The following is a 26340-nucleotide window of genomic DNA, read 5'->3' on the forward strand; positions in this document are numbered from 1 at the left end:
GCCACGGTGACAAGGTCGTCAAGGACCGGCCATTCATGCCCTCGCGCAGCATGGTCTCGCACGCTAGAGTCAGCAGTGCCGGGACTTTGGTGACCTTCGCTGCAGGCGGACCTACTGCTGTTTTCTTGTCATTGCTCAGAATGACGTGAATAACGGTACACTTGCTATCCTGTTCAAGCCCGTCCGGCGTATCGCTTCAGCATTCCGAACAGGTCGCGTGGATCGTCGGGGTCCGCGATCAGATCGAGCGGTTCGGCAACGTTATGGTCCCCGACCCGGTCACGCAACCAGCGCAGGGCAGAGAAGTCTTCGACGGCAAACCCGACACCGTCAAAAACAGTGATCTGCCGGTCATCTGTACGGCCCTTGGCGGCCCCGGAGAGCACCTGCCAGATCTCCGTGACGGGGTGATCCTCGTCCAGCTGCTGGATGTCGCCTTCGATCCGGGTTTGCGGCGTGTATTCGGTGAAGATGTCCGAGCGCAGGAGGATATCACGGTGCAGTTCCGTTTTGCCGGGGCAATCGCCGCCGATGGCGTTCACATGCATACCCGCGCCGATCAGATTGTCGGTCAGGATGGTTTGATAGCGTTTGTCGGCCGTGCATGTGGTGACGACCTGCGCCCCTTCAACCGCCTCCTCGGCCGAGGCGCAGGGCGTCAGAGACAGGCCCATATCCTCAAGATTGGCCATGCAGCGTCTGGTTGCCTGCGGGTCGATGTCGTGAAGCCTGAAGGACTTGATACCGCAGACCGAGGCAAGCGCGAGAATCTGGAACTCCGATTGCGCACCATTGCCGACGATGGCAGCCGTATCCGCGCCCGCGCGGGCCAACGTGCGGGTGGCCAGCGCCGAGGTCGCAGCGGTGCGCAAGGCGGTCAAAAGAGTCATTTCCGAAAACAGCTGTGGATAGCCGGTTTCGACCGAAGCCAGCACGCCGAATGCCGTTACCGTCTGCAAGCCGCGTTTGGTGTTGGAGGGGTGGCCGTTGACGAACTTGAACGCGTAGTCAGTGCCGTCGGACGTCGGCATCAGTTCGATCACGCCGATGGAGGAGTGGGACGCAAGGCGAGGGGTCTTATCGAACAATTCCCAACGGCGGAAATCGGCCTCAACATAATCGGTCAGTTCGGACAGGCAGAGGGCAATCCCGTGCCGATGCACGAGGGCCAGCATGTTCTCGACGCTGACGAAGGGAACAAGTGCCCTGTGCGATGGGGCTATGGATCCTTGAAACAACATCAGTACGTGTCCTCATATGCGGCGCAGCGCGCGCCCGTCTCCATGTCGGCCAGGTGCGCAATCTCGGCCATTTTGTGAGCGCGGTAGACCGCGGCGAAGTCCGGGCCAAACCAACCCGTCGCCACATCGCTGGCCTCGAAACGATCAAGCGCCAGTTCGAGCGATGTCGGCAGCCGTACAATGCCGCGCCCGGACAGCTTTTCCGATGAAAGCAGTGATAGATCCTCTTCGGTCGGATCGGGGGCCAGGAGCCCCTCTTCGATACCCTGACAGCCCGCGTGTACGATCGCCGCCAGTGCCAGATGTGGGCAGGCGGCTGCATCGGCAGCCCGGTATTCGATATTGAACTGATGCGCGATAGAGGCCCCGTCCTTGGCCGTCACAGGGCAGACCCGCAAGGACGCCTCGCGGTCCCGGAAGCCCAGATTGTTATAGGCTGCCGACCAGCGGTGCGGGGTCAGCCGTTCGTAGGAAATGACTGACGGCGCGGTCAGTGCGATGATATTCTCGAGGTATTTCAAGACCCCAGCGGAAAAGGCCGAGGTGACTTGGGACATGCCGCAGGCGCCATTTTCATCATAGGTAACGGGATTGCCGTCATCGTCGATGAAACTCATGTGGATGTGAACCCCGTTTCCCACGCCGGTCACGTCGCGGATCGGGGTGAATGTGGCCTCCCGCCCCATCGCGCGTGCGGCAGAGCGGGTCAGTTCGCGGAGTATCACCGCCGCATCGGCGGAGCGCATCCCTTCATCGGGGCCCACAACCACCTCGTATTGGTCGGGGCCAAATTCCTTCATTATGCTGTCGGGCTTCATGCCCGCGCCCTGAACGGCGGCCATCAGCGTTTCGCAGAACTCGCGCTGCAGCTCAAAGCTTTCGCGACCATAGGCTTGATTCGCCAGCGCCGGTTTGCCCTTGAGCTGGAACTCATGTTCAAACGCCGAGATCAGCCGCACGCCCGCCACGCGGTGCAGTCGGTTGAGCGCGGTCTTCAGTATCGCACGGGTGCAGAAGTCCCAGGCCTCCCCTTCAAGCGTCACGATGTCGCCCAGCATGAAATGCTCGGTCCTGCCGGTGCCGAAATCGACCTTGGCCGCTGCCCTGGGGTCAGGGATCAACAACAGGTCCCCCAAAGCGCCAAACGGGCTGTCGCCGATGCCGTCAAAGCAGTTGATCAGCACGTTCGTGGGCGTCCAGCCCACGCCGCGCACCAACCGTTTGTCCAGCTGATCGGCGGGAAAGGCCTTTCCGCGCACCTTGCCGGCAAGGTCACAGGTGGCAGCGAAAATCAGGGGGACGGGGGTCATTGTGAGTGGTCCTCATTCGTTAGCCGAAACGAGTCCCAGGCTTGGATGCGGGCGCGCGTCTGGTCAAAGTTATCTTCGGCGATTTTCGTTGCGATGGCCTCGATCACGGCCAGAGCGGGGGTGTAAGTGTCCCACAGGGTGCCGCTTTCGATCGGGACCGGCATGACCTCGGTCGCATGTTTTGCGATCGGTGACAGCCATTTGTCGGTCATCAGGACAACGCGCGCGCGCAGCTCTTTACTGGCCTTGTCACTGAGACGTTCGAGGCTCGTCTGATAGCGTCTGAAGTCCACCATGAACAGAACGTCGCCCTGCTTCATACGCAACAGGTATTCCGGCCAAACTTCGGTGTTCTCTGGCAGGTGGTAAACACCCTGCCTGGACTGGCGAAGGTGGAACGACAGGTGTCTGGCAATCGTATCGCTGATCCGTCCGCCAACCAGGTAAACATCGCGTCGGGAATCGCTCAGCAATGCGCATACGCGTGCGAACTGTGCTTCGGTAATGGCTTCAGAAGCGATGGCCATCTGCGCGCTGGCCCGGTCCGCAAAATCGCGCAGGTACCCTCCGTCGACCGAGCGGTCGCCGCGATGAATCTCGGGTGGAGAGCGCTGGCCTTCCTTGATTTCGGCAATCAGGTCGCGCTGAAACTCCTGGTATCCGCCAAGGCCGATCTTGGTCACGAAACGCGATATGGACGGCGGTGAAACTTCGGCTCTTTTGGCCAGCTCCTGTATCGAAGCTAGCCCCGCGTAGGGGTAGTCCGACAGGATGGCCGCCGCAAGTTTGCGTTCGCTCGCCGTCAGCGTATCCGCGGCGTTTTCGATCCTATTTCTGACAAGCACAGTGGCCTCGATTCTGCGGGTTTCATCCAGACTGTGAGTGAAATTTAATTTCCAGTCAATGAAAGATATGTTGATATGAAAAAAATATTCCCTATGGTGGGCCGCAAAATGATGGAGATTCTCATGATCACGACCATTTCGCATCAGCACGCGCTCGCCGCGTTTCGGGCTTTGCCTGCTCCTGGTGCTTTGGCAGCGTCGCGCGTGGCGAGCCAGCGGGTGCAAAGGCCGTGAAAGCCGCGCTCCATAAAACATCGCTTCTGTCGATGACTGATCCGGCCCCGGTTGAATGGGTCAACCGGGACAGCGCCGCGCCGATTCTCATGCTGTGTGAGCATGCAGGCCGGGACGTCCCCGAAGCACTGCATGACTTGGGGCTTTCTCAAGGCGCGTTGAATGATCATATCGCTTGGGATGTCGGCGCGGCAGAGCTTGCCCGCGCAATTGCGGAAAAGCTCAATGCGCCGCTGATACTGCAGCGCTACAGCCGCCTGGTGATCGACTGCAACCGTCCGCCCTATTCAGATGAAGCGATCCCGGAAGTCAGCGATCAGCGCCCGATACCCGGAAACCGGAATCTGACCGTGGCGCAGAAAAACGCCCGGCGGGATGAGGTTTTCGCCCCCTTGAACGATGCGATTGAACAGGGGTTCGATCTGGCGCCACGCATCGCCGCGTTTTCGATCCACTCGTACACCCCGGCCTTGCAAGGCGGGGCCAGGCGCCCGTGGCATGCCGGATTCCTGGCCCGCAAAGACATGGCAACCGCACAGGCCGTGCTGGATCGCGTCGCCATGTCCGCGCCGGAACTCACCTTGGTCGTGAACGAACCCTATCAGATCGATGATGCAACGGACTGGTTCATTCCGGCTCATGCGGAACCCCGAAACCTGAGGCACTCGCTGATCGAAGTCTGCAATGACCAGATTTCTGATGCGGCGGGCGTCGATCTGTGGGCGACCCTTTTGAGCCAAGCGATAGGCGCACTACTAGAGGACTGCACATGACCCTGACCCGACACGTCGCGCTTGACCCTGTGCAATCCGCCCTACTGTTTATCGATGTTCAGAACTTCTCGGCGCATCGCAAAGGGGCTGAGTTTGCCGATCTGCCAGAGGCCGAATTCTCGGAAAAGTACGGCTGGTTTTTCGACCAGCTGGACACTCGCGTCATCCCCAACATGCAAGCCATCCAGGGCGCCTGTCGCAAGGCCGGGGTCGAGGTCATGTATACTACCATCGAAAGCTTGACGCTGGATGGCCGCGATCGTTCGCTTGATTACAAGATCACCGGATTTCATGTCCCCAAGGGATCGTGGGACGGCAAGGTGATCGATCAGATCGCCCCGGAAGGGGACGAGATCGTCCTGCCGAAATCCTCGTCCTCGGTCTTTATCTCGACCCATATCGATTATCTGCTGCGCAATCTCGGCGTCAGGCAGTTGGTCCTGTCCGGGTTGATCACCGACCAATGCGTGGAAAGCGCCATCCGCGATGCCTGTGATCTGGGCTATCTCGTCACGCAAGTCACGGACGCCTGCCTGACGTACAGCCAGGAGCGTCACGACCAATCCCTGACCACCATCAAAGGCTATTGCCGTCAAGTGACAACGGCAGAACTGATAGCAGAGCTGGAGGAGAGTTCCTATGGATAAGCACCTTAAAGCCGTTCTGGACGTTATTGAGGCCGAGCGGGATCATGTGGTCGCGCTGACTCAGGACCTCGTGCGCATCCCTTCGGTCAACCCAAAGTTTCAAACCCGAGAAGGGCTGAACTGCGAAGCCGATGTGCAAACCCGCATCGAAGAGGAACTGCGGCCTCTGGGCTTCGATCTGGATCGGTGGGACGCGCTTGAAGACAGGCCGAATGTCACGGGCGATCTGCCTGGATCGGAAGAGCACAGCATGATCCTGTGCGGTCATATCGACGTGGTTCCGGTAGGCAATCAGGATGCATGGGACCGTGACCCGTTCGGAGGCCAGCTTGAAGACGGTCGGGTTTGGGGCAGGGGGGCCGTGGACATGAAGGGCGGTCTGGCTGCCTGCATTTCGGCGGCACGCGCGATCCGCAAGGCCGGAATCGAACTTGAAGGCCGGTTGTCCATTCACTCGGTCGTTGACGAAGAAGCCGGCGGTTTCGGGGCAATGGATCTGGTGAACCGTGGCGGCCTGAAGCTGGCCAAACACGCGATTGTTGCCGAACCGACATGGGGTAACGTTATCCCGACCGAAGGCGGGCTGACCTGGGCCAAGGTCACGATCTTTGGGAAACAGGCTCACGCCGGCTGGCGGTACAACTCGATCTGGCCGCAGCATGACGGTCCCACCCGCCTGGAGCCGGGCGTGAATGCAATTGAGCTTGCCAACCGATTCTTGAGCGCCCTGCGTGATTTTGAAAGCAGCCGCTGCCGACTGAACAACCATCCGCTTTTGCCTGCGGGGCTGGCCACGATCAATCCCGGCATGATCATGGGCGGGGCGGGCATGGACCATGACGGAAATCCTGCGGTCATGACCAACGCTGCAATTATCCCGGACGTCGCGACCATCGTTCTGGATTACAAATTCATGCCGCAGGAAGACTTTGCGGATGTGCAGCGGGAGTTCGAGGACTTCGTCGCCCATTTCGCGGCGATGGATCCGTGGATGCGGGACAATCCGCCGAAAATCGAGTGGGACCTTTGGGGGCTGAACTTCCCGCCAATGAACACGCCAGTTGATCACAAGCTGACCAAATCTATCTTGTCGCACGCCACGGAAATCCAGCGAGCATCCCCCATCATCAAGGGAATGGAGGGTGTCACCGACGCCGCGCACTATGCGGGCAAGGGCGTGGTGCCGATCATCTATGGACCGGCGGGCAACGGCTTTCACGGCGACAACGAATGCGTCGAGGTCGACAGCCTGATCGAGACCACCAAGGTGATCGCGGCAACGGTGCTGGACATGTGCCGGGTCAAGCCATGAGTGCCCTGGAACATTGCGACGCCAGTAACGCGCGGCTCGCGTGTCACGAAAGCGCTGGCAACGGCCTGCCGGTGCCGATGATCCACGGCAACTCAACCTGCCGCGAAGTGTTCCGCAATCAACTCGACGGGGCAATCGGACCTGTGGCGGAAGGATTTGCCGGGGGCATTGAACAGACCATTACCTCCAAATGGCTGCTTTCCGACGACGAAATCGACAAGTTCGCCCACAATACCTGCGGGTCCAGTGCCCCCTACGATCCGTTTCTGAAAGAGGCTGTCGCCCGCTGTGATGGCCGCGCGCGATCTCTGGTGAACGCCACGCTGGCTTGTGGTGTTGGCCCGAGCCAACAGGATTTGGCGATCAACGCGTCGCTCCCGTTTGCCTTCATTAACGGCGCGGAAGCCCCCTTCATCCATGACGATTTCATCGCTGGGCGGCCATGCTCGAACTTCTGGTAAGGCAATACCCACGACATTGCAGGCATCGGTCACGCACCGTTCTGGGAAGCACCGGACCTTTGATCCTTACCTGAGCAAATTCTTGGACAATCTGACTGAACCAACGGGAGACAGAAATGAAACGAAGAGCACTTTTGGCAACAGCCACCGCAATGGGCCTGCTGGCATCCGCTGGCCTCGCAGCCGCTGACGTCGTCAAGATTGGCGTACTTGCCCCCGTATCCGGCCCCCAGGCGGCTGACGGTCAGGAAATGGTGAACGGTGCACAGCTTGCCGTTGACGAGCTGAATGCCGCGGGCGGTGTGGCTGGCCACACCTTCGAGCTTGTCGTGGGCGACGTGGTGGATGGTGCCGCGGACAAGGTGACAACAGCGGCCGAGCGCCTGTTGGGTGATCGCGACATGGGCGCCATCATGACCGGCTATGCGTCGGGTTCGAACTTCGAGATCGAGCTGATGGCGGAAATGGAAATGGTCTATATCGTTTCGGCCAACTCAGGCCAGACCGAGGACATTATTTCGCCGGATCCCGCAGCCTTTCCGACCGTCTGGTCGATGACGCCGTCATATTCGGGATATAACACCGGAATCGTACCTGTCATCGAAGGTCTTGCCGACGAGGGCAGCCTGCGCCTTCCCAACAGGAAGGTTGCCCTGATCGCTTCGGACAACCCCTATTCCAAGGGCATTGCCGACGGCATGGTTGAAGCCTTTGAAAGCGCAGGCTGGGAGGTTGTGACCAACGACCTCGTGCCATTCGGCGAAATCAACGATTGGCGCGGCTTCCTTGGCACCGTCCGCGATGCTGAGCCTGCGGTGATTATCAATACGGACTACGTGTCCTCGAACGCCGCATTGTTCGTTTCTCAGTTCAATGAAAATCCCACCAACAGCCTTGTGTTCATCCAGTACGCACCGTCGGTGCCAGAGTTCATCGAACTGACCAAAGAGCAGTCCTCGGGCATCGTCTACAACTTGTTGGGTGGCATTCTGAACACACCGACCAACCCGCGAGCGGCTGAAGTTATCGCAAAATACCGCGATGCATACGGAGGCGAGCCCGGCACCTATGGCGCGGCTCTCTACGAGCAGGTGCATATTTATGCAACGGCGCTCGGTAAAGTGGGTGATCCGGCAGAGCGGATTGCAATCGGCGAAGCGATTGGCGCCTCCTCCACTCAAACCGCAATGGGCATGGTGTCATTTGACCCGGAAACACACCTGGCGGTGCAGTCCAATGAGGGCATTCCGTTGCAGTTCTACCAAATTCAGGACGGCGAGCACGCACTCTTCTATCCGCCCGTCTACGCAACCGATGCGTTCGTTGAACCCAGATGGATGAAATAACACCTGCTCAGACCGCGCGGCCCGGTTCCGCGCGGTCTGGCAGCCGGAGGCACGTAATGAGCGACACCATTCTTGATATTCGCAACGCAACCAAGCGGTTTGGCGGGCTGACGGCTGTGAATGAAGTCAGTTTCAGTGTACGCCGCGGCGAGCTTCTGGGCATTGCCGGGCCTAACGGATCGGGCAAAAGCACCTTGTTCAACATTCTGACGCGCATTCCATTTGGCCCGACCTCGGGAGAGGTCTGGTTCGACGGCCAGCGCATTGACCGCATGGCCGCGCATCGCATTGCCGCGATGGGACTGTCGCGCACCTTTCAGAAGGATGTGGAGTTTCCCGACCTGACCGCTTTCGAAACCGTGGGCGTTGCGGCGACCTATGGGAAGGGGCTCTCGCGTCGCGACCTGCGGGACGCGGCAGAGGCCGCGCTTGATCTGGTTGAGTTCGACCCAGGGCGCCGCGCCATGCCGACCACCGACCTGTCGGTTTATCAGCGCAAACAGTTGATGATCGCCTCGGCGCTCGTGATGGACCCCAGGGTGCTGATGCTGGACGAGCCTGCCTCGGGACTGACCCGGCCCGAGATATCTGCTCTTGAGGCCTTGTTGCTCAAGATCAACGCCACCGGGATCACCGTAATTTTGATCGAGCATGTGCTGAGTCTCTTGATGGCGGTTTCCGAACGATTGGTGGTCTTGAACCAAGGGGCGCTCCTTGCAGAAGGGCCCCCCTCTGATGTGATGAAAAACCCCGCCGTGATCGAAGCTTATCTGGGGACACGCGCCGCATGACACATGTTCTGAGCATCGAGGGTGTCCGAGCGGCCTATGGCAAAGTGACCGTGTTGCACGGGATCGACCTGTATATGGCTCCGGGTGAAAACATCGGATTGTTCGGACCGAACGGTCACGGCAAAACCACGCTTTTGCGGGTGATCTCGGGCCTGATGGCGCCCTCGGCGGGAAAGGTCGTGTTCGAGGGCGAGGATATCACCCGCGAGCGTCCGCCCGTTATCGTGACCAAGGGACTAGTACAGTCACAGCAGGGCAATACCCTGTTCGGGGATATGGGTGTTGCCGAGACCCTGGAAATGGCGGCGTTCACCAGACCGGCGCGCGCGCGCGCCAAGCAATCCCTGGAACAGGTTTACGACCTCTTCCCGCGCCTTGCCGAACGTGGCCCGCAGACAGCCAAGACGCTTTCGGGGGGTGAACGGCAGATGCTGTCCATCGGCGCATCGCTGATGTGCGCACCGCGCTTGTTGTTGCTGGACGAACCGACCCTAGGCCTGTCGCCGAAGCTGAAAGAGGAGCTTGCCGTAGCGCTGAAGGAAATTTCTGTTTCGGTGCCTGTCATCGTTGTCGAACAGGACGTTGAGTTGCTGCTCTCACTGGCGGATCGGCTTTATCTGATCGAACACGGTGAGGTTGAGCGCGAGATCGGACAGGAGAACGCTCTGGATCACCAGGAAATCATGGAAATGTACTTTGGGGAGCAGTCGGCCTGATGGAGTTGCTATTAACCACCCTCGTTTCGGGCGCTGTGCTTGGCGCGCTTTATGCTCTGATGGCCAGTGGGCTCAGCCTGGTCTGGACCACGCTCGGGGTGTTCAATTTTGCCCATGGTGCGCTGATGATGATCGGGGCCTGCGTGGCCTGGACCGTGGCGGAACCCTTGGGGCTTGGCCTTTGGATGGGCATGGCAGCCGGTGTCGGAGCGGCCGCCATGCTCGGCGTGATCATCGAGTATCTTCTGGTGCGGCCCTTCTATGGGCGGCCGAACATGCTGTTGATTACCGTGATGACCACCTTGGCGGCAATGATTGTCATGGAAAAATCGGCGCAGATGATCTGGGGGGCCCGGCTGAAGCAATTGCCTCGGCTGATTGAGGGGGATGTCTCATTCTTCGGGGCTGTCTTTTCGGCGCATGAAGCTCTGATCATTGTGATTGCCCCGGTCATTCTGATCGCGCTCTGGGCTTTTGCCACCCGCACCGCAACGGGTCGTTCCTTGCGGGCTGTCGGTCAAAATCAGGATGCCGCTGCCCTGTTGGGGATCAATGTTCCCCTAACGTTTGGCATCGCCTTCGGCTTGGGTGCGGCTTTGGCAGGGCTTGCCGGTGTCCTGCTGGGGGGTATCCGCTTCATCACACCGACGCTCGGCGCGGAACCTCTGGTCAAAGCAATGATTGTCGTCATCTTTGGCGGACTTGGGTCGCTGGGGGCGACAGTCGGCGCCGCCTTTGTCATTGGTATGGCCGAGGCGTTTCTGGTGCTCGTAGTAGGCCTCTACTGGACCCCGTTCATGCTGTTCCTGGGCTTGATCGTGGTTTTGATTTTCCGGCCAAACGGCCTCTTTGGGAGAGCTTGAGATGAGACGCACAATCGTCATGATTGCGGGGCTGGTGGTTTTGGCTCTTGTGCCCGCGTTCGTCACGGACAGCTACACGCGCCACCTGTTCATTTTGGCCTTTGTCTACGCTGTGATTGCCTCGAACTGGGACTTGTCCCTAGGCTATGCAGGACTGTTCAACTTCGGTCACCTGGCCTTTTTTGCGACGGGTGTTTACACGGCTGCGATTGCCGCAAAGACCTTTGGCATCGATCCTTGGCTTGCCATTCCGATGGGGGGCGTGACTGCCATGCTGGCAGCCTTGTTGGTGGCACTCCCCGTGGCCCGGCTTAAAGGCATCTATGTGGTGTTGGTGACATTCGGCTTCAGCCAACTTCTCTTGCAGTTGATCCTGAGCCAAAGCCAGATCACCGGCGGTGCCGGTGGCATGGTGCGCATTCCCGGACTCGAGGTGGGTGACTACCGTTTTATCAGGGACTTCAAGTTCGGGTACTACTATGTGGCCTTGGGCTTGCTGACGATATCGACGCTCTACCTGTTGTGGTTAACAAACACGTCCTTTGGCAAATCGCTTCTGGCAGTGCGTGACAACGAAGATTACGCGCAGGCCCGCGGCATCTCAATTGCGCGCCAAAGGATACTGTCCCTTGTGGCCAGCGCCGTTTTCCCGGGCATTGCAGGGGGATTCTTTGCCATCTACCTGCGTGTCGCAGCCCCCGAAGTCCTGAGCTTCGGCACCCTCAGCCTGGCTCTTTCCATGGTGCTGATCGGCGGAACGGCCACGATCTACGGCCCAATCATCGCGGCCGTCCTGCTAACCTTCGCAACCGAGGCGATGGCCGGTATTCGCGGATGGGAAGAAGCCCGTTTTCTGGTTGTTGCAATCGGCATGATCCTCGTGCTGCGCTTTGCTCCCGGCGGACTGGCTCGCGTGGCTTCCGGCAGCAAGTGACTTTACGCGCGGGCACTGAGAGCAATGCTGAACTCAACGCTATGTATACAGGTCTGACCGAATGCACTGATGATCTTCTTAACCCGGCACGGATGAAATGATGGTCAGATCTGAGTGTCAACTGCTGCGAAGCGCGCGCGCGATGGCGGCAAAAAACGCGTCATCATTGATTTCAAGCCGATCCTTTTCGCTGGGTTTTGCCCCTGCGCAAGCCAGAACGACCACCAATTCCTCGGTTGGATTGACATGGATGTATTGTCCATAGTTGCCTTCAGCCTGGAAACTCCCGGAGAGGATGGGGTCATCTAGTTCAGGTATCCACCACATGAATCCATAGGGAAAGGTCTTGGCCCCTGTAGCAAAGGGGGTTGTAGCTAGTTTCGTCCATCCGGTAGGCAATAATGCCCTATCACCCAGTTTTCCTTGTTCCATGAAAAACTGACCGAAACGCGCATAGTCGCGTAGCGCGGCGTTCATGCCGCTGCCTGAGATGCCCATGCCCCCGGTTTCGCTTTCGGTCCACCAGCGGGCATTGAACTCCATTCCGATATTGGACCAGAGCCGGTCGGACATGTAGTCCACCATGTTTTCGCCGGTCGCGGCCTCTAGCACAGCGCTTACGAGGTAGGATTCACCTATTTTGTATTGGCTTCGGGTGCCCGGTGGCACTTCTGCGGGTTGTTCTGTCCGAACCAGACATAGGAGTTCCTTGAGGTCGGGAGGATACGTCTGGTGGGCAAAACGGCACGTTAGGCGATCAATTCCAAGGTCAAGAACCCCAAGGTAAAGGCGATGCATTGAAGCAGGTGATCGTTGGTCTAACGCTTGGGGCCCGGCTGACTTCCGGATCTGTCGCGCGAACCCGTAGTGTAGTCGGGCGAGGGTCAGTCGGCCCTCTGAGTGCAGTCAAGCCTGCCCCCCCCGCCAGCCGGTAGACTCCTATTTCCGGATCGCGCCCATCAGAGCCTTGAGGAAGGTCTGGGTCTTGGCCGGGTCAAGCCATCGCATCACGGCGACAATGTCATCCTCGGGGTTGATCCAGATGCAATGTCCGCCTGCTCCGAGAGCGCTGAAGGCGCTGGTCGGCAGATCGGGATTGGCGTCAACGCCGCGGTTCAGCCACCAAAGGAAGCCGTAATTTTCGAGTGTCGGTGTCGGTGACACGGATTGCGCCATCCAGTCTTCGGGCAGGATCTGTCGGTCGTCCCAGCGACCGTTCTGGCTGATGAACAGGCCAAAGCGTGCGTGATCCTCGGCGCTGATGACCAGACCGCCGCCCCAGTGACCGCCTCCTGTGACCGATTGCACCTTCTGTCCGTCAATCTCCACCCACGATGTGGAGTACCCGTCCCAGCGCCAGCCGTCCGACGCGCCGATCGGTTCCATGATCCGCTCGCGCAGGATGTCCGGCAGCGGTCGGCGGAACCGGCACAGCAAGGCATAGGCGAGGGCATTCACCCGCACGTCGTTGTATTCGTAGTAGCTTCCGGGGCGGCCAACCTGGCGCAGTTGCCCTTTCCGGCTATTGTCCGCGCCGGCCCCGACTTGGCGGAAATGGTCGATCTGGTCGTCCTTGCCGAAGAGTTCACCGCGCCATTCGCTGTTCATCTGCAGCATGTGGCGCCAGGTTATGGCGCGGTTGTGATCGCTGGAAAAGTGCGGCCCTTCCACGGTGGCGCTGACCGGCTCGTCCAGGTCCGTGATCAGCCCGTCCTTGACGGCAATGCCGGCAAGGACCGACAGGTAGCTTTTCGCGATCGAGAAGGTCATGTCGGCGCGCTTCGTATCGCCCCAGTCGGCAATACGTTCTCCGCGATGCAGGATCACCCCGGCGGGACCGCCGCGTTTCGTCACAGGGCCGACGACTTCGGCCCAGGGGCCGGACTCGTTCCATTCCGCGCTACCGGCATACGTGCCGTCCGCGTGGTACATACTCCGTGGCCAGTCGGTTTCATTTGCGAGGGCGATGTCGACGACGGGTTGAAGGGCTGGGTCTACGGCGTGAGACGTCATGTTGGGTCTTTCTTTTCTTTGGGTTTTGGAGTTTTGAATGCCTCGACAGAGCGATTTGTGTCGCCCTGAAGGTGTGAGGCTACGCACTTTCATTTACGCGCTTCGCGGAGAGCAGGATGAGTTCCGCCAATCGGTTGATTGCGGGAGTTCTGGTTCGCCAGCGTGGGAAGAAAATAACGTATTCCAGCGTCAGCTTTGGCACGAACGGGCGGATGACCATGTTCGGTCTTAGACTTGACCGAGCTACAAACCCATCCGAGACGGAAATGCCCAGTCCTCGTGCCGCAAGTTCGCAGGCCACGACCCCATTGGGTGTCTCTAGCCGGATGTTCGGGGTTGCTCCCTTCCTTCGAAACAGCGCGTCAATCCGCTGGCGCATTACCGTGCGAGGGCTATTGATGACCAGGGGTTCGTCTATCAGGTCTTCAAGCGATACCTCGTCTTGTGCGGCTAAGTGATGATTCTCATGCATCACGGCGACGGCATCTACTGATGCCATCGGTTCGATATCAATCGAGCTGTCATCCAGTGGCAGCACCGAAATCCCGACGTCGAATTGCTCCCGGCCAAGCCAGATGTCGATGTCGATACGCGTCCGGCTGTCGATAGTGGCGGTGAACTGGGGGTCTTCTTCCGTGATGGTCGCGATGGCTTCGGCGACGAGGGCGTTGGTGACGTGCGGCGCAGTCAGGATGCGGACATGGCTGCGTTGGTGGGCCTTGATACGCCGTGCTTCGGTCTCGACTTCGTCAAGTGAAGACAACGCGCGTTCGACCTGAGAATAGAGCTCCCGGGCTTCGCGCGTCGGATTGAGACGCCGACCCTTGCGCACAAAAAGGGTGAAGCCGACCTCTTCCTCCAGCATGGACAGAAGCCTGCTGACCTGCGGCTGGGTCCGATGCAGCCGCTCGGCCGCGTCGTTCACCGACCCGCCCTCCATGAAGGCGCGGAAGGCCAGAAGACTTTTGTGGTTCATTGCAGCGCCCTCGACGGTATATGCGTTTTTCGCATGTATTAGTGCGAAAACCGAATTTGACTTATATGATAGGCCTGCGGCAGGTTCGTGCAAAGCAGAAAATGCGGCCGGGTATCCGGCGCCGGGACAGGGTGGTTGATGTCAGATTCCGACGAAAATAGTGCGGCTTGGGTCACAGCGCCGTCGCGATACCTGGACCAGCGTCCGGCGACGTACACGCTGCCCGAACGGCCCCGGTCGCAATATGTCGAGATGAAGGACGGGTGCCGGCTGGCCGTCGATACCTACCTGCCGCAATCGGACACGCCAGGTTCCGGCACGTTTCCGACGATCTTGATCCTGACACCCTATTACCGTCGGTTCGCACTTCGGGATGGATACAGCGCGGCGACAGAGCCTGGTCCGAACATCGCGCTCTACCGTGACTTCTTCGTGCCGCGGGGCTACGCGCTGGTGGTCGTGGATGTCCGTGGCACCGGGGCAAGTTTCGGCACCCGGGACAGCTTTCGCTCACCGACGGAGCGCGAGGACTTTCACGCAATCGCGGACTGGATTGTCGATCAGGACTGGTCGGACGGAACGATAGGTTCCACCGGCATCTCGTACCTCGGCGCGGCTGCGTGTTTCCTTGCAAGTACCGGGCATCCCGCGGTCAAGGCCATCGCGCCGCTCTTTGCGGTCTGGAACACGTACGCGGATCATTTTTATCCCGGTGGTGTGCTGCTGAATCAACTCGCTACGGCATATGACGATATCATGGTCGGGCTGGACCATGACCGCCCCGATGTGCTGGAGGCGTTCTCATATTTCAACAACCCGGATTATGCCGGACCGCAGCCTGTGGACGAGGACCCTGACGGAGCGCTGAAACGCGCGGCTGTGAAGGAGCATCTTGGCAATTTCCACATGCCTGATTTCATCACCGAGTTCAGGTTCACCGATGATCGCCTGCCATATGATCCCGATTTCGGCAGTCATTCGTTCAGCCCGTATCACTATGCCGACAAGATTTCACCTGATGTGGCAGTCCTGTCCGTATCCGGCTGGTTCGATGGTGCGGGCTTTGCCAACGGCTCTATCGCGCGGTTCCTGTCCCTGCCGAATCCCAATCAGCATGTCTTGCTGGGGCCTTGGGATCATGGCGCGCGCAGCAATGTATCCCCCTGGCGGGAAGAGGCGAGCAGCCAATTCCCCATGATGGGCGCGGTTTTGCGTTTTTTCGACCACTACCTGATGGGGCTTGAAACGCAGCTTCAGGAAGAAGCCCCGATTCACTATTTCGCGCTGCACGTAGAAGAATGGCGGGCGGCGCAGCAATGGCCCCCGCACTCCGAGGTCCGCCGTCTTTATCCTGACCGGGAGAACGCATTGTCCTTCGAGTTGGGGGCCCAAGGCGCGGACAGGTTTCGTGCCGACTTCACGCGGGGAACCGGCTCCGCGACGCGGCACGAGCGTTTGTCGGCGCAGCCGGTCACGGATTACTACACCGACTGGTCCGAGAAAGAGAGCGGTTTGCTGTCATGGACGTCGCCACCGCTGGAATCCGCATCTGAAATTGCCGGACATCCGGTCGTGAACCTGTCGATAAAGTCCAGCGAGGCTGACGCGGTACTGCACGTCTACCTGTCCGAGTTGGAAGCTGACGGCAGCCTGCGATACGTCACCGAAGGTGTGTTGCGCGCCCTGCACCGCAAGGTCATTCCTGCGCCTGCGGATCAGAACTGGACATGGCCGTACCGCGATTACAGTCGCAAGAACAGCGCGCCGCTGGTACCCGGCGAGCCGGCAGAGCTCAGGTTTGGCCTGTTGCCGACCGCTTGGCGCTTTGCCCGCGGCAGCCGGATCCACGTCTCCGTCGCGGCAGCAGATGCCGACCACTACGTGCAGTTGCCATACGGACGCCCACCCGAGATCGAGATTCTACGCGGCGCGGAGGAAGCCACCTGGCTCGAGCTGCCGTGGCGCGAGACCGACTAGACGAATAACAACACCACCAACTAGGAGGAATACCAAGTCATGTTACTTTCGAGAGCCATGTTAGCGAGCGGGATCCTTGCGATCACTGCCGCGTCGGCACAGGCGGGCAAGGAGAACGACACGTTCGTCTGGTCCACATCCACGGAAATGGACACGGCGGACATCTACTACGGCAACCAGCGCGAGGCGCTTATCAACGCCTACGCAATGTGTGACGGCCTGTTGCACCGCGACCCGGTCACCAATGAATTTCAGGCCTTGCTGGCAACCAGTTGGGAATGGACCGACGATACCACGCTTGAGCTTGAGTTGCGTGAAGGTGTCAAGTTCCACGATGGCACAGATTTCGATGCGGAAGACGTGGCCTACACCCTGAACCACGTGGCAGATCCCGACAGCGACATGAAGATCCGCGTCCTGGTCGACTGGATCGACAATGTCGAGGCGGTGGACACCCACAAAGTTCGCATCAACGCCAAGCGACCGACACCGGCAGCCCTTCAATACCTGACGGGCACGTCGCCGATCTATCCGGCTGGTCACTACGAGGATGCGCCTGTCGTGCCGGGAGCCGACGGCGAGGACCGGCGCGACTGGGGGGCTGTGCAACCTGTCTGCACCGGACCCTACACGCTGGCGGAGTATGTGGCGGGCGAGTCCCTGACCCTGGAAGCCAACCCCGCCTATTTCGAGGACAGCCCCAAGGGCAAACCGTCGATCGGGACTCTCGTCTACAAGACGATCAAGGACCCCGAAACCCAGATTGCCGAAGTCGTGACGGGTGGTGTCGACTGGATCTGGGGCGTTCCGCCGGAGAATGCGGAAATGCTGTCATCCATGGGCAACCTGACCGTTGTTTCCGCGCCCACCATGCGGATGTCCTTCCTGTCCCTGGATGCGGCGGGCCGGACGGGCGATACGCCGATGACTGACCTGAAGGTTCGCCAGGCAATTGCGCATGCCATCAACCGCGAAGCGATAGCCGAAAATCTGGTCGGTGACGGCGCCGAGGTTCAGAAATCCATGTGCGCGCCGGTTCAGTTCGGTTGCGAAACGGATGTGAAACAATACCCCTACGACCCGGAGAAGGCCAAAGCGCTGTTGGCTGAGGCCGGCTATCCCGACGGCTTCAGTATCCCGTTCCACGCGTATCGTGACCGCGCATATAGCGAAGCGGTCCTGAACGATCTGCGCGCGGTGGGTATCGAGACCGATCTTCAGTTCCTGCAATGGCGTGCCCTGCGTCCGAAGATCGTCGATGACGAAGTGCAGATCGGCCATCTGACCTTTGGCTCGAACGGTATTCTCGATGTGTCCGCTTCGACCAGCTACTACTTCACTGGCAGCCCTGACGACTATGCGCGGGACGAAGAGGTCACGGCCTGGCTTGAAGAGGCAGACCGCACTACCGATCAGCAAGAGCGTGAGGAATTGTATTCCAAGGCTCTGAACAAGATCGCGGATCAGGCCTATTACATCCCGTTGTTCATGTACGGCCGGACCTACGCCTTCAACAAGGATCTGGACTATCCGGTAACGCCGGATGAGATGGCGCACTTCTACTTGGCCAAGTGGAAGTAACCCTAACCGAGCCAGCAAGAATGCGTGTGGAGGGCTGAGTGCCCTCCACGTGTTTCGCCAGGAGACCCCATGCTCGTATATTTATCCAAGCGGCTCTTGATGACGTTGCTCGTCATCGCCGTGACGTCGGTGATCGCTTTTCTTCTTGTACACCTCTCCGGTGATCCGGCGGCAGCAATGGCGGGCGAGGGCGCCAGTCAAGCCGATATCGAGGCTGTTCGGGCAACCTATGGTTTTGATCGGCCGCTTTATGTTCAGTACCTGGATTGGGTGAGCCGTGTCATGACCGGGGACCTTGGCCGTTCGACCTATCTGCGGGCCGACGTGACCGATGTTCTGGCCCGGCATGTTCCGGTGACGGCCACGCTTGGTGTCTGCGCTCTGGCGTTCGCCCTGGCCCTGTCGATCCCGCTGGGGGTTATCGCTGCTTTGCGGCCCAACACGATGATTGACCGATTTTCGCTCTGGTTGGCGGTGGCGGGGCAGGCCCTGCCATCGTTCCTGTTCGCTTTGGGATTGATGTACCTCTTTGGTGTCTACATGCGCGTGCTTCCGATCTCGGGCAGCGAGACCTGGTGGCATTTCATCATGCCGTCGGTGGCGCTGGGCTATTACGCCACACCGGCGATCATGCGCCTTACGCGTTCGGGCATGCTGGACGTGATGCAGTCCGATCATGTGCGTACCGCGCGGGCCTATGGTCTTTCGCCCTGGCGCGTGGTCGTGCGGCATGGCCTGCGTCACGCGATCATTCCCGTCGTTTCATTGGCTGCCGTGCAGCTTGGTTTCATGCTGGGCGGGTCGATCGTGATCGAAACGATTTTCTCTCTCAAGGGGATCGGGCACCTCGCGTGGGAGTCCATTCAGCGCGCCGATATCGAGGTGATCCAGGCGATCCTCCTGGTCATAGCGGCGGCTTATGCCGTGCTCACCCTCCTTGCCGACCTTCTCAATGCGGCTCTTGACCCGCGGATTCGGATCTCATGACTGATTTGACTAGCACCACCCAAGACGCGGCCCCTGTGTCGATGTCCCCGGGCCGGGTCGCGCTGCGTCGCGCAATTCGCCACGGCGGCTTCTGGATTGGCGGCACGATCATTTTCGTGATCGTCCTGATGGCGATCTTTGCACCGTTGCTGACACCCTACGATCCTTCGGTTCAAAGCCTGTCAGAAGGCTACGTGCCACCCGTCTGGGCCGAGGCGGGCAGTTGGGAGCATCCTCTGGGAACCGACAATCTTGGCCGGGATTACTTGTCGCGCCTTCTGTACGGCGCTCGGATCTCGCTCGGGCTCGGTCTTTTGACGGTCATCATCTCGGGTACGATCGGAACCGCAATGGGCATCACCGCCGGGTATTGGGGCGGCTGGCCGGACATGATCATCAACTTTTTCATCACGGTACGGCTGACGCTGCCGGTCGTTCTTGTAGCGCTCGTTGTGGTGGCCTTGATTGGCAGTTCGCTCTGGCTGCTGATCCTGGTGATCGGTCTGTTGCTGTGGGACCGTTTCGCCATTGTCGTGAGAAGTGCGACGCAACAATTGGCGCAGCGCGAGTACATAACGTCGGCGCGTGCAATCGGCAGTTCAACGCCGCGTATCCTGTTCCGGGAAATCCTCCCAAATATCACGGGACCGTTGGTCGTGGTGACCTCCATCGAGATCGCGCATGCCATCTTGCTGGAGGCTGCGCTGTCTTTCCTGGGATTGGGCGTGCAACCGCCTGACGTCTCGTGGGGGCTGATGGTGGCAGAAGCCAAAGCGCAGCTGCTGTTCCGTCCCTGGATGATCGCGATCCCGGGGGCCGCGCTGGTTTTGCTGGTTTTTGCGATCAACCTTGTCGGCGATGCACTGCGCGACGTTACAACGCCAGAAGGAAAGGCCTGACATGACCGATGACGCGCGGATTTTGAGTGTCCGAGGGCTCAATGTGCAAATCCCGGTCCCGGGATCTGTCTTGAGGCCGGTACGGGATGTAAGCATTGATGTCGGACGAGGCGAGACGGTTGCCGTGGTTGGTGAATCGGGCTGCGGCAAAAGCCTGACGGCCTTGGCAATCATGGGTCTTCTACCGCGCCAGGCAAAGGTGCAATGCAACGGGTTGCACCTGAATGAGGAGTCGCTTGCGGACGCCAGCCCGAAGCGCTGGCGGCAACTGCGTGGTGACCGTATCGCCATGATCTTTCAGGATCCGATGACTGCCCTGGATCCCTGCTATCGGATCGGCGACCAGATGTGCGAGATTTTGCAGCAGCACCGCAAGATCTCGCGATCCGGCGCCATGGCACGGTCGCTGGACCTGCTGGGCAAGGTGGGTATCCCCGCGCCGGAAGAGCGGTTGAAGCAATATCCGCACCAATTGTCGGGCGGGTTGCGCCAGCGGGTCATGATCGCGATGGCGCTGTTATGCGAGCCCGAGCTGATCATCGCAGACGAACCCACGACTGCGCTGGACGTGACGATCCAGGCGCAGATTCTGCGGCTGTTGCGGGATATCCAGCGCGAAACGAATATCGGGCTTTTGCTGATCACCCACGACCTTGGCGTCGTGGCGGGCATGGCTGACCGGATCGTCGTGATGTATGGCGGCGAAGTCGTAGAGGTTGGCACCTGCGACCAGGTGCTGGCCCAGCCGTTGCACCCTTATACCGAAGGGCTGGTGCGATCGATCCCCGTGCCCGGTGAGACAAAGCAGGGCGAGGCGCTTGGGTATATCCCCGGGGTCGTGCCACGCCAGGTGGGCGAGCGCACGTCCTGCGGTTTCGTGGATCGTTGCCCCTATGCGACCGGCGCATGCCGCAAGGGACCGATCGCCATGCAGGACGCCGGTAACGGGCGGCTCATGCGGTGCATTCTGCCCACGGATGGCAGCGCGCGCGACCCGGATGTCTGGATCCTGCCCGATGAAACCTCTGCCCAAAGCGCAACCAGTAGCGGGAGCCTGTAATGCCGGAAGTTCTGACGATGCGGGGCGTGACCCGCGATTACCGCGTTGGCAGCGGGTTCGCGCGCAGGCAGACATTGCGTGCTCTGCGGGGCGTAGATCTGAGCGTTGAACGCGGCAAGACCCTTGGTTTGGTCGGAGAATCCGGCTGCGGGAAAAGTACGCTCGCCAAGATTCTGTTGGGAGTCGAGCTGCCATCGAGCGGCGAAGTTCTGGTCGGTGGCAAACCAATCCAAAGTTACGACCGGGTTGAGCGGGCCCGCTTGATCCAGCCTGTATTCCAGGATCCGTATTCATCCCTCAACCCTCGCATGACCGTGGAAGCGATCATAGCCGCGCCGATGCGCGTGCGCGGCGAGGGCGGGCGTTCGCTTCAGACGAAGGTCCGGGATCTGGCCGGTGAGGTCGGCTTGCCCAGGCACCTCGTCGAAGCCTATCCAAGCCAGCTATCGGGCGGACAAAGACAGCGCGTGGCCATCGCGCGAGCGTTGATTGGTGAACCTGAAATCCTGATTTGCGACGAGCCTACCTCGGCTTTGGATGTGTCGGTGCAATCGCAGATATTGAACCTGCTTCACAACCTCAAGCGACAGCTGAACCTGACGATGATCCTGATCAGTCACAACCTGGCGGTCGTCCACCACCTCGCCGACGAGGTTGCGGTGATGTATCTAGGTCAGCTCGTGGAACGCGGCCCGAGCCGGGATATCTTCGAGGCGGCGCGGCATCCTTATTCCGATGCGTTGCTGAAGGCTGTGCTGCCGCCGAGAGCCGGTGTGCGCCTGCCCGAAATGGGATTGGAGGCCGAGTTCCCGAGTCCGGTCAATCCGCCGAGTGGCTGTACCTTTCATCCCCGATGCCAGAAGGCGCGCGCCCTTTGCGCGGAAAAGGTCCCCTGTCGAACCGACGCTGATGCCGAACACAACTATCGCTGCCACTTTCCAAACAATTTGAAAGAAGAAGAATGTCCGCAAGTTTGATCGACTATCGGATCACCGATCGCCGTGCCTTCGCCGCTGGTAAGAAATTTGGTGAGACAGGTGCGTACGAGCGTCTGAAAGGCAGGGTGTTCTTCCGTGTCGATCCTGCGGCGCCGGGCGTTCGGGACGTAACAGACATCGACCTGGCCCCGCGTGACGAGACCGGCCGGGTCAGGTTTGAAGCGGATTTCTGCATTCTGCGCCCTGTGGACCCTGACCGCGGGAACGGCAGGCTCTTCTATGATTACGGCAACAGGGGCGACAAGCGGGCATTGCAGTTTTTCAATGTTGCCACGGGCAGTAATGACCCGTTGGAAGAGGCCCATGCCGGCGACGGGTACCTGATGAATCGGGGGTACACGGTGGTTTGGATGGGATGGCAGGGTGATTTGCTGCCCGGTGATGGGCGCCTGTTGCTGGATGTTCCGGTGGCCACGCGTGACGGCGCGCCGATTACCGGGACGATCTGCACAGAGTTCATCGCGGCCGAGACCGGATTGCATGAGATGCCGCTCAGTACGCTGGCGTCCACGCGAAGCTATCCGGCCGTTTCGCTGGATACGACGCGCGCGACCTTGAGCCGGCGCGCCTACGCCAACGCGCAGAGGGAGGAGATTGCGCCGGAGGCGTGGGCTTTCGCGCGGCAGGAGCGGAGTGGGAGTGTTGACAGCAAGAAAACGGACACCGCTCTGATCCCGTCGGACAGCAACATCTATCTGTACGATGGATTTGAACCTGGCTGGATCTACGAACTGATTTACGAGGCCCGCGACCCGCTGGTGCTGGGACTTGGACATGTCGCTGTGCGCGATTTCATCAGTTTCCTGAAAAAGGACGGTGCTCAGGCGGAGGGGCGGCCGGCGCTTGCGCCACGTCCATACGAAAAAGCGTATGCATGGGGGCGCTCGCAGACAGGGCGATGCATTCGGGACTTCGTCTATCTGGGGTTCAACGATGACGGCCAGGGAAACCGGGTGTTCGATGGCGTGATGCCGCACGTGGCGGGTGGCGGCAAGATGTGGATGAACCACCGCTTTGCCAATATCACTTTGTTGCCCGGTCAGGAACACGAGAACCACTATTCGCCCGTTGACAGTTTCCCTTTCTCGTATGCCCACAGCAAGGATCACCTGACGGGGGCCGAGGACGCCATTCTGAAGCGGCCCGAGACCGACCCGCTTGTGATCCATACCGATACCTCCGCTGAATACTGGCATCGGCGTGCGTCTTTGGTGCATACCGACACACGGGGCAAAGATCTGGAGCAACCCGACGGTGTGCGGATCTACCTTTGGGCCAGTTCACAACATTTCGCGGATCCTCTGATGACCGCGCCCAGTGCCGGGCTTGGTCAGACCATGTGCAACGTGGTGGCGACACATTACTTTTTCCGCGCCGTGCTCGACCGGCTTGATGCTTGGGCAACCAATGATGTCGCGCCGCCGCCGAGCGTGTACCCGAAGCGGTCGGAGGGAACATTGGTAACAGGGGAGGAATGGCGTGCGGCCTTTCCCGCGATCCCCGGCGTGGCACTGCCGCGAGGGCCAAGCATGTTGGAGCAGCTCGACTTCGGTTCCGATTTTGCCGAGACGGGCGCCATAAGCGCTCCTGCGCGTATCATGTCGGAGCACGGATACGCCGTTCTGGTCCCTGCCGTGGACGAAGATGGAAATGATCTTGGCGGGCTGCGCGCGCCGATGGCCGCAGCGCCATTGGGCACCTATACCGGATGGAGCTTGCGCCGCCGGGACATGGGACATGGCGCGATGGTCGGGATCACCGGCAGTTACATCCCGTTGCCCGATACCGAGGAAGAACGCGCCCAGATCGGCGATCCCCGCGCCTCCATCCTGTCGCGCTTTGCGGATTCCGCTGCCTACGAAGACGCGATCCGCGATGCGGCGGAGGCACTTTGCAAGAAGGGCTACATATTGGAAAGCGACATCGCCCACTGTGTGGCCTTGGCGCAGGATTGGGGGCGTCCAAGGCATCTGACGCGTCTGCCTGTTGCGGACGACCTTGGCGGAACCGACAGTGGGGACATCAGCAAATGACACGCGATGCGATGATTGTATGCCCGCAGCCCGAGGCCGCCGAGGCGGGTGCGGATATTCTTAGGATGGGTGGGAATGCCATCGACGCCGCCGTAGCCTGCGCGTTCGCGCAAGGCGTAGTCGATCCCTTGATGTGCGGCATTGCGGGTTTTGGCAGCATGGCCGTGTACCGGCCCGGAAACGGAAAGACGGAATACCTCGATTTCCACGCTCGCGCGCCGCTCGCCGCACATCCAGACATGTGGGCCGATCTGGTGGCGGGCGAAACCCGTGACGGCTTCGGTTTCGTCTTGAAGGGCCGGATAAACGACCTCGGCTACCAGTCCATCTGTGCGCCTCCGGCATTGCGGGCCTATGCGGAGGGTCATGCCAAATATGGAAAACTGCCTTGGGAAACCGTGCTGGCGCCTGCCATCGAATGGGCAGAAGAGGGATACTTCGTACGCCCTGCCATGCAGACCTTCTTTGCCGAAGGATCCGGCATGGGGCGTGCCGCTACCGCCGAGAGACTGGCCTTCAGTACCGACGGTCGCGCGCTCTATTGCCGGGAAGATGGACAGCCCAAGGCGACCGGCGCGGAGATCCGCAATCCGGATCTTGCCAAGACGCTGCGCATGATCGCGAGCGAAGGCGCCGACACGTTCTATTCTGGCACGATCGCGGAACAGATCCTTGCGGATATGGAGGCCAATGACGGCTTGTTGACCGTGGCGGATCTGGCCGGGTGCGCCCCCGAATGGCGCGGGCCCCTGGAAGGCAGCTATCGCGGGCGAAGGATCGTGACGAACCCGCCGCCGGGTGGCGGTGTGATGCTGCTGGAGATGCTGAACATTCTCGAGAATTTCGATCTGGCCGATTTGGGACACAACAGCCCGGCCTATCTCGCTCTGGTGTCTGAAGCTATGAAACGCGCCACGATCGACAAGGACCGCTTTGTAGGCGACCCGCGATTTGTGGACGTGCCGCTCGACCGCCTAACGGACAAGGACTACGCCGCAGACCTCGCCGCCGAGATAAATCGTGGCGAACGGGCGACGGTGCAACGCCTGCAGGCAACGGATGTGGTGCCGCGCGATACGACTCATATCTCGGTGACAGACAGCGACGGTAATTGCGTGTCCATGACACATTCGCTCGGGATGCCCTCCGGCGTGATCACGCCAGGGTTGGGCTTCATGTATAACGGCTGCATGGGCGTGTTCGATCCGCGCCCCGGACGAACCGGATCCATTGCTCCCGGCAAATCGCGTTTCAGCGCGATGTGTCCCACCATCATGTTCGAGGGCGAGGACCCGGCAATGATCCTGGGCGCGCCCGGCGGCACACAAATCGTGATGGGTGTTCTTCAGACGATCCTGAACAGCGTGGATTTCGGTATGCCGGTTTCCGAGGCCGTCTCCGTTCCGCGTTTTTCATCGACCGGCAATGCCATAGATGTTTCCAACAGGATCCCACGATCCGTGACCAAGGCACTGGAGGACGATGGCCGGGATGTCATCCGAAATCCCTACGGCCATACGATAGGCTGGGTCCACGCGATCAGCGTTGCGGACGGGCGGATAAGTGGCATGGCGGATCCGGGCCGCGACGGGGTCGCCTATCGTGTGACAGCTGCAGAAGTAGATACGAAATGATCGTCGAAGGACCATTCCGTAGCGCAGAATGATCGATGGAGATTTAACTATGAATTACGGCGCTACGCGGCCTGATTGCCTTGATTACAACCCGTTCAAAGCGATTGTCACGCCTCGACCCATCGGTTGGATCGGCACGTTGGACGGCAGTGGCTGCGCCAATTTGGCGCCCTATTCCTTCTTCAACGGTCTGGGCGCCTATCCCGACCAGGTCTACTTTGCGAGCGATGGCGCCAAGCACAGCTTTATCAATGCAAGGGACCGTGGCGAGTTTACATTTTCCCTGGCGACGGAAGACCTGGCGCAAGCGATGAACGTTTCGTCCGAGAGTTTGCCGTATGGAACGAGCGAGTTCGATGCCGCGGGTCTAGAAAAGGGCGATCCGGTGGAGATCTCAACGCCTTTCGTGGCGAAAAGTCCCGCCGCCTTTGAATGCGTTACGATCCAGACCCTGCAATTGGAAGACCGGACCGGGAAGCTGATTGATCGTTACATGGTCATTGGCGAGGTGGTCCGTACTCATATCCGCGATGAATTCATCCGCAATGGCCGTTTCGACACTTTGAAAGCCCGTCCGATAGCGCGGATGGGATATCGCGATTACACGACGGTAAACGAAGCTTGGGAATTGATGCGTCCCGATGACTGAAGACAGGTGACGGCCGCAATCACCTGATATGTTGTCACGATTTCCGAATTCTGAGTAAGA

24 protein-coding genes are annotated in these 26340 nt (G+C 60.0%); 18 read left to right on the plus strand and 6 right to left on the minus strand.

Annotated features, from left to right (window positions below; genetic code table 11):
• Positions 1 to 173: 173 nt before the first annotated feature.
• The 3 genes from KUV49_RS18590 to KUV49_RS18600 are packed head-to-tail and all read right to left on the minus strand — an operon-like array spanning position 174 to position 3540.
• Positions 174 to 1241 (minus strand): ornithine cyclodeaminase, encoded by a 1068-nt coding sequence (locus tag KUV49_RS18590; RefSeq protein ID WP_222452449.1) that lies wholly within the window; start codon positions 1239 to 1241, stop codon positions 174 to 176.
• On the minus strand, positions 1241 to 2551 hold the full coding sequence (locus KUV49_RS18595) for a glutamine synthetase family protein (RefSeq protein WP_222452450.1): 1311 nt from the start codon (positions 2549 to 2551) through the stop codon (positions 1241 to 1243). The genes KUV49_RS18590 and KUV49_RS18595 overlap by 1 nt, the downstream gene beginning before the upstream one ends.
• Positions 2548 to 3540, minus strand: a complete 993-nt coding sequence (locus KUV49_RS18600; RefSeq protein ID WP_222452920.1) for a MurR/RpiR family transcriptional regulator — start codon at positions 3538 to 3540, stop codon at positions 2548 to 2550. The genes KUV49_RS18595 and KUV49_RS18600 overlap by 4 nt, the downstream gene beginning before the upstream one ends.
• A gap of 86 nt (positions 3541 to 3626) precedes the next feature.
• On the opposite strand from KUV49_RS18600, the gene KUV49_RS18605 reads away from it, so the two are divergent.
• The 9 genes from KUV49_RS18605 (at position 3627) to KUV49_RS18645 (ending at position 11473) form a co-directional block, all read left to right on the plus strand.
• Positions 3627 to 4403, plus strand: a complete 777-nt coding sequence (locus tag KUV49_RS18605; RefSeq protein WP_315899572.1) for an N-formylglutamate amidohydrolase — start codon at positions 3627 to 3629, stop codon at positions 4401 to 4403.
• Entirely contained in the window at positions 4400 to 5050 is a 651-nt protein-coding gene (locus KUV49_RS18610) for an isochorismatase family cysteine hydrolase (RefSeq protein ID WP_222452451.1), read from the plus strand. The genes KUV49_RS18605 and KUV49_RS18610 overlap by 4 nt, the downstream gene beginning before the upstream one ends.
• Positions 5043 to 6362, plus strand: a complete 1320-nt coding sequence (locus KUV49_RS18615; protein ID WP_222452452.1) for a M20 family metallopeptidase — start codon at positions 5043 to 5045, stop codon at positions 6360 to 6362. Before KUV49_RS18610 ends, KUV49_RS18615 begins: the two co-directional genes overlap by 8 nt.
• Positions 6359 to 6823, plus strand: coding sequence for a hypothetical protein (locus tag KUV49_RS18620; protein ID WP_222452453.1), 465 nt, complete (start codon positions 6359 to 6361; stop codon positions 6821 to 6823). Before KUV49_RS18615 ends, KUV49_RS18620 begins: the two co-directional genes overlap by 4 nt.
• A 152-nt stretch (positions 6824 to 6975) precedes the next feature.
• Positions 6976 to 8169: an ABC transporter substrate-binding protein gene (locus KUV49_RS18625; RefSeq protein WP_222452454.1), complete on the plus strand. Its 1194-nt coding sequence runs from the start codon at positions 6976 to 6978 to the stop codon at positions 8167 to 8169.
• A 56-nt stretch (positions 8170 to 8225) separates the two neighbouring features.
• The gene (locus tag KUV49_RS18630) at positions 8226 to 8960 is read left to right on the plus strand and encodes an ABC transporter ATP-binding protein (protein ID WP_222452455.1); all 735 of its coding nucleotides are present in this window, start codon (positions 8226 to 8228) and stop codon (positions 8958 to 8960) included.
• On the plus strand, positions 8957 to 9676 hold the full coding sequence (locus tag KUV49_RS18635; protein ID WP_222452456.1) for an ABC transporter ATP-binding protein: 720 nt from the start codon (positions 8957 to 8959) through the stop codon (positions 9674 to 9676). The genes KUV49_RS18630 and KUV49_RS18635 overlap by 4 nt, the downstream gene beginning before the upstream one ends.
• Positions 9676 to 10539: a branched-chain amino acid ABC transporter permease gene (locus KUV49_RS18640; protein WP_222452457.1), complete on the plus strand. Its 864-nt coding sequence runs from the start codon at positions 9676 to 9678 to the stop codon at positions 10537 to 10539. The genes KUV49_RS18635 and KUV49_RS18640 overlap by 1 nt, the downstream gene beginning before the upstream one ends.
• A 1-nt stretch (position 10540) precedes the next feature.
• Entirely contained in the window at positions 10541 to 11473 is a 933-nt protein-coding gene (locus tag KUV49_RS18645; RefSeq protein ID WP_222452458.1) for a branched-chain amino acid ABC transporter permease, read from the plus strand.
• A 117-nt stretch (positions 11474 to 11590) separates the two neighbouring features.
• Here the strand turns inward: KUV49_RS18645 and KUV49_RS18650 are convergent, their stop codons facing one another.
• The 3 genes from KUV49_RS18650 to KUV49_RS18660 all read right to left on the minus strand — a co-directional run bounded on the left by KUV49_RS18650 (position 11591) and on the right by KUV49_RS18660 (position 14462).
• Positions 11591 to 12271, minus strand: coding sequence for a serine hydrolase domain-containing protein (locus tag KUV49_RS18650; protein WP_222452459.1), 681 nt, complete (start codon positions 12269 to 12271; stop codon positions 11591 to 11593).
• Positions 12272 to 12412: 141 nt separating this feature from the next.
• Positions 12413 to 13405 carry a serine hydrolase domain-containing protein gene (locus tag KUV49_RS18655; RefSeq protein ID WP_222452460.1) on the minus strand — a complete coding sequence of 331 codons (993 nt, stop codon included), beginning with the start codon at positions 13403 to 13405 and terminating at the stop codon, positions 12413 to 12415.
• A 160-nt stretch (positions 13406 to 13565) separates the two neighbouring features.
• Positions 13566 to 14462 carry a LysR family transcriptional regulator gene (locus KUV49_RS18660; protein ID WP_222452461.1) on the minus strand — a complete coding sequence of 299 codons (897 nt, stop codon included), beginning with the start codon at positions 14460 to 14462 and terminating at the stop codon, positions 13566 to 13568.
• Between the two features lie 138 nt (positions 14463 to 14600).
• On the opposite strand from KUV49_RS18660, the gene KUV49_RS18665 reads away from it, so the two are divergent.
• The 9 genes from KUV49_RS18665 to KUV49_RS18705 all read left to right on the plus strand — a co-directional run bounded on the left by KUV49_RS18665 (position 14601) and on the right by KUV49_RS18705 (position 26280).
• The gene (locus KUV49_RS18665; protein WP_222452462.1) at positions 14601 to 16439 is read left to right on the plus strand and encodes a CocE/NonD family hydrolase; all 1839 of its coding nucleotides are present in this window, start codon (positions 14601 to 14603) and stop codon (positions 16437 to 16439) included.
• A 39-nt stretch (positions 16440 to 16478) separates the two neighbouring features.
• Positions 16479 to 18020, plus strand: coding sequence for an ABC transporter substrate-binding protein (locus tag KUV49_RS18670; protein ID WP_222452463.1), 1542 nt, complete (start codon positions 16479 to 16481; stop codon positions 18018 to 18020).
• 69 nt (positions 18021 to 18089) lie between these two features.
• Entirely contained in the window at positions 18090 to 19007 is a 918-nt protein-coding gene (locus KUV49_RS18675; protein ID WP_222452464.1) for an ABC transporter permease, read from the plus strand.
• Positions 19004 to 19906, plus strand: a complete 903-nt coding sequence (locus KUV49_RS18680) for an ABC transporter permease (protein WP_222452465.1) — start codon at positions 19004 to 19006, stop codon at positions 19904 to 19906. Before KUV49_RS18675 ends, KUV49_RS18680 begins: the two co-directional genes overlap by 4 nt.
• Before the next feature lies 1 nt (position 19907).
• Positions 19908 to 20966: an ABC transporter ATP-binding protein gene (locus tag KUV49_RS18685; protein ID WP_222483207.1), complete on the plus strand. Its 1059-nt coding sequence runs from the start codon at positions 19908 to 19910 to the stop codon at positions 20964 to 20966.
• Entirely contained in the window at positions 20966 to 21943 is a 978-nt protein-coding gene (locus KUV49_RS18690) for an ABC transporter ATP-binding protein (protein ID WP_222452467.1), read from the plus strand. Before KUV49_RS18685 ends, KUV49_RS18690 begins: the two co-directional genes overlap by 1 nt.
• The gene (locus KUV49_RS18695; RefSeq protein WP_222452468.1) at positions 21928 to 23997 is read left to right on the plus strand and encodes an alpha/beta hydrolase domain-containing protein; all 2070 of its coding nucleotides are present in this window, start codon (positions 21928 to 21930) and stop codon (positions 23995 to 23997) included. The genes KUV49_RS18690 and KUV49_RS18695 overlap by 16 nt, the downstream gene beginning before the upstream one ends.
• On the plus strand, positions 23994 to 25631 hold the full coding sequence (ggt, locus tag KUV49_RS18700; RefSeq protein WP_222452469.1) for a gamma-glutamyltransferase: 1638 nt from the start codon (positions 23994 to 23996) through the stop codon (positions 25629 to 25631). Before KUV49_RS18695 ends, ggt begins: the two co-directional genes overlap by 4 nt.
• 49 nt (positions 25632 to 25680) lie before the next feature.
• Positions 25681 to 26280 (plus strand): flavin reductase family protein, encoded by a 600-nt coding sequence (locus KUV49_RS18705; protein ID WP_222452470.1) that lies wholly within the window; start codon positions 25681 to 25683, stop codon positions 26278 to 26280.
• Positions 26281 to 26340: the final 60 nt, after the last annotated feature.

It is taken from the genome of Roseovarius atlanticus (assembly GCF_019802205.1).
GTDB classification, from domain to species: domain Bacteria; phylum Pseudomonadota; class Alphaproteobacteria; order Rhodobacterales; family Rhodobacteraceae; genus Roseovarius; species Roseovarius atlanticus_A.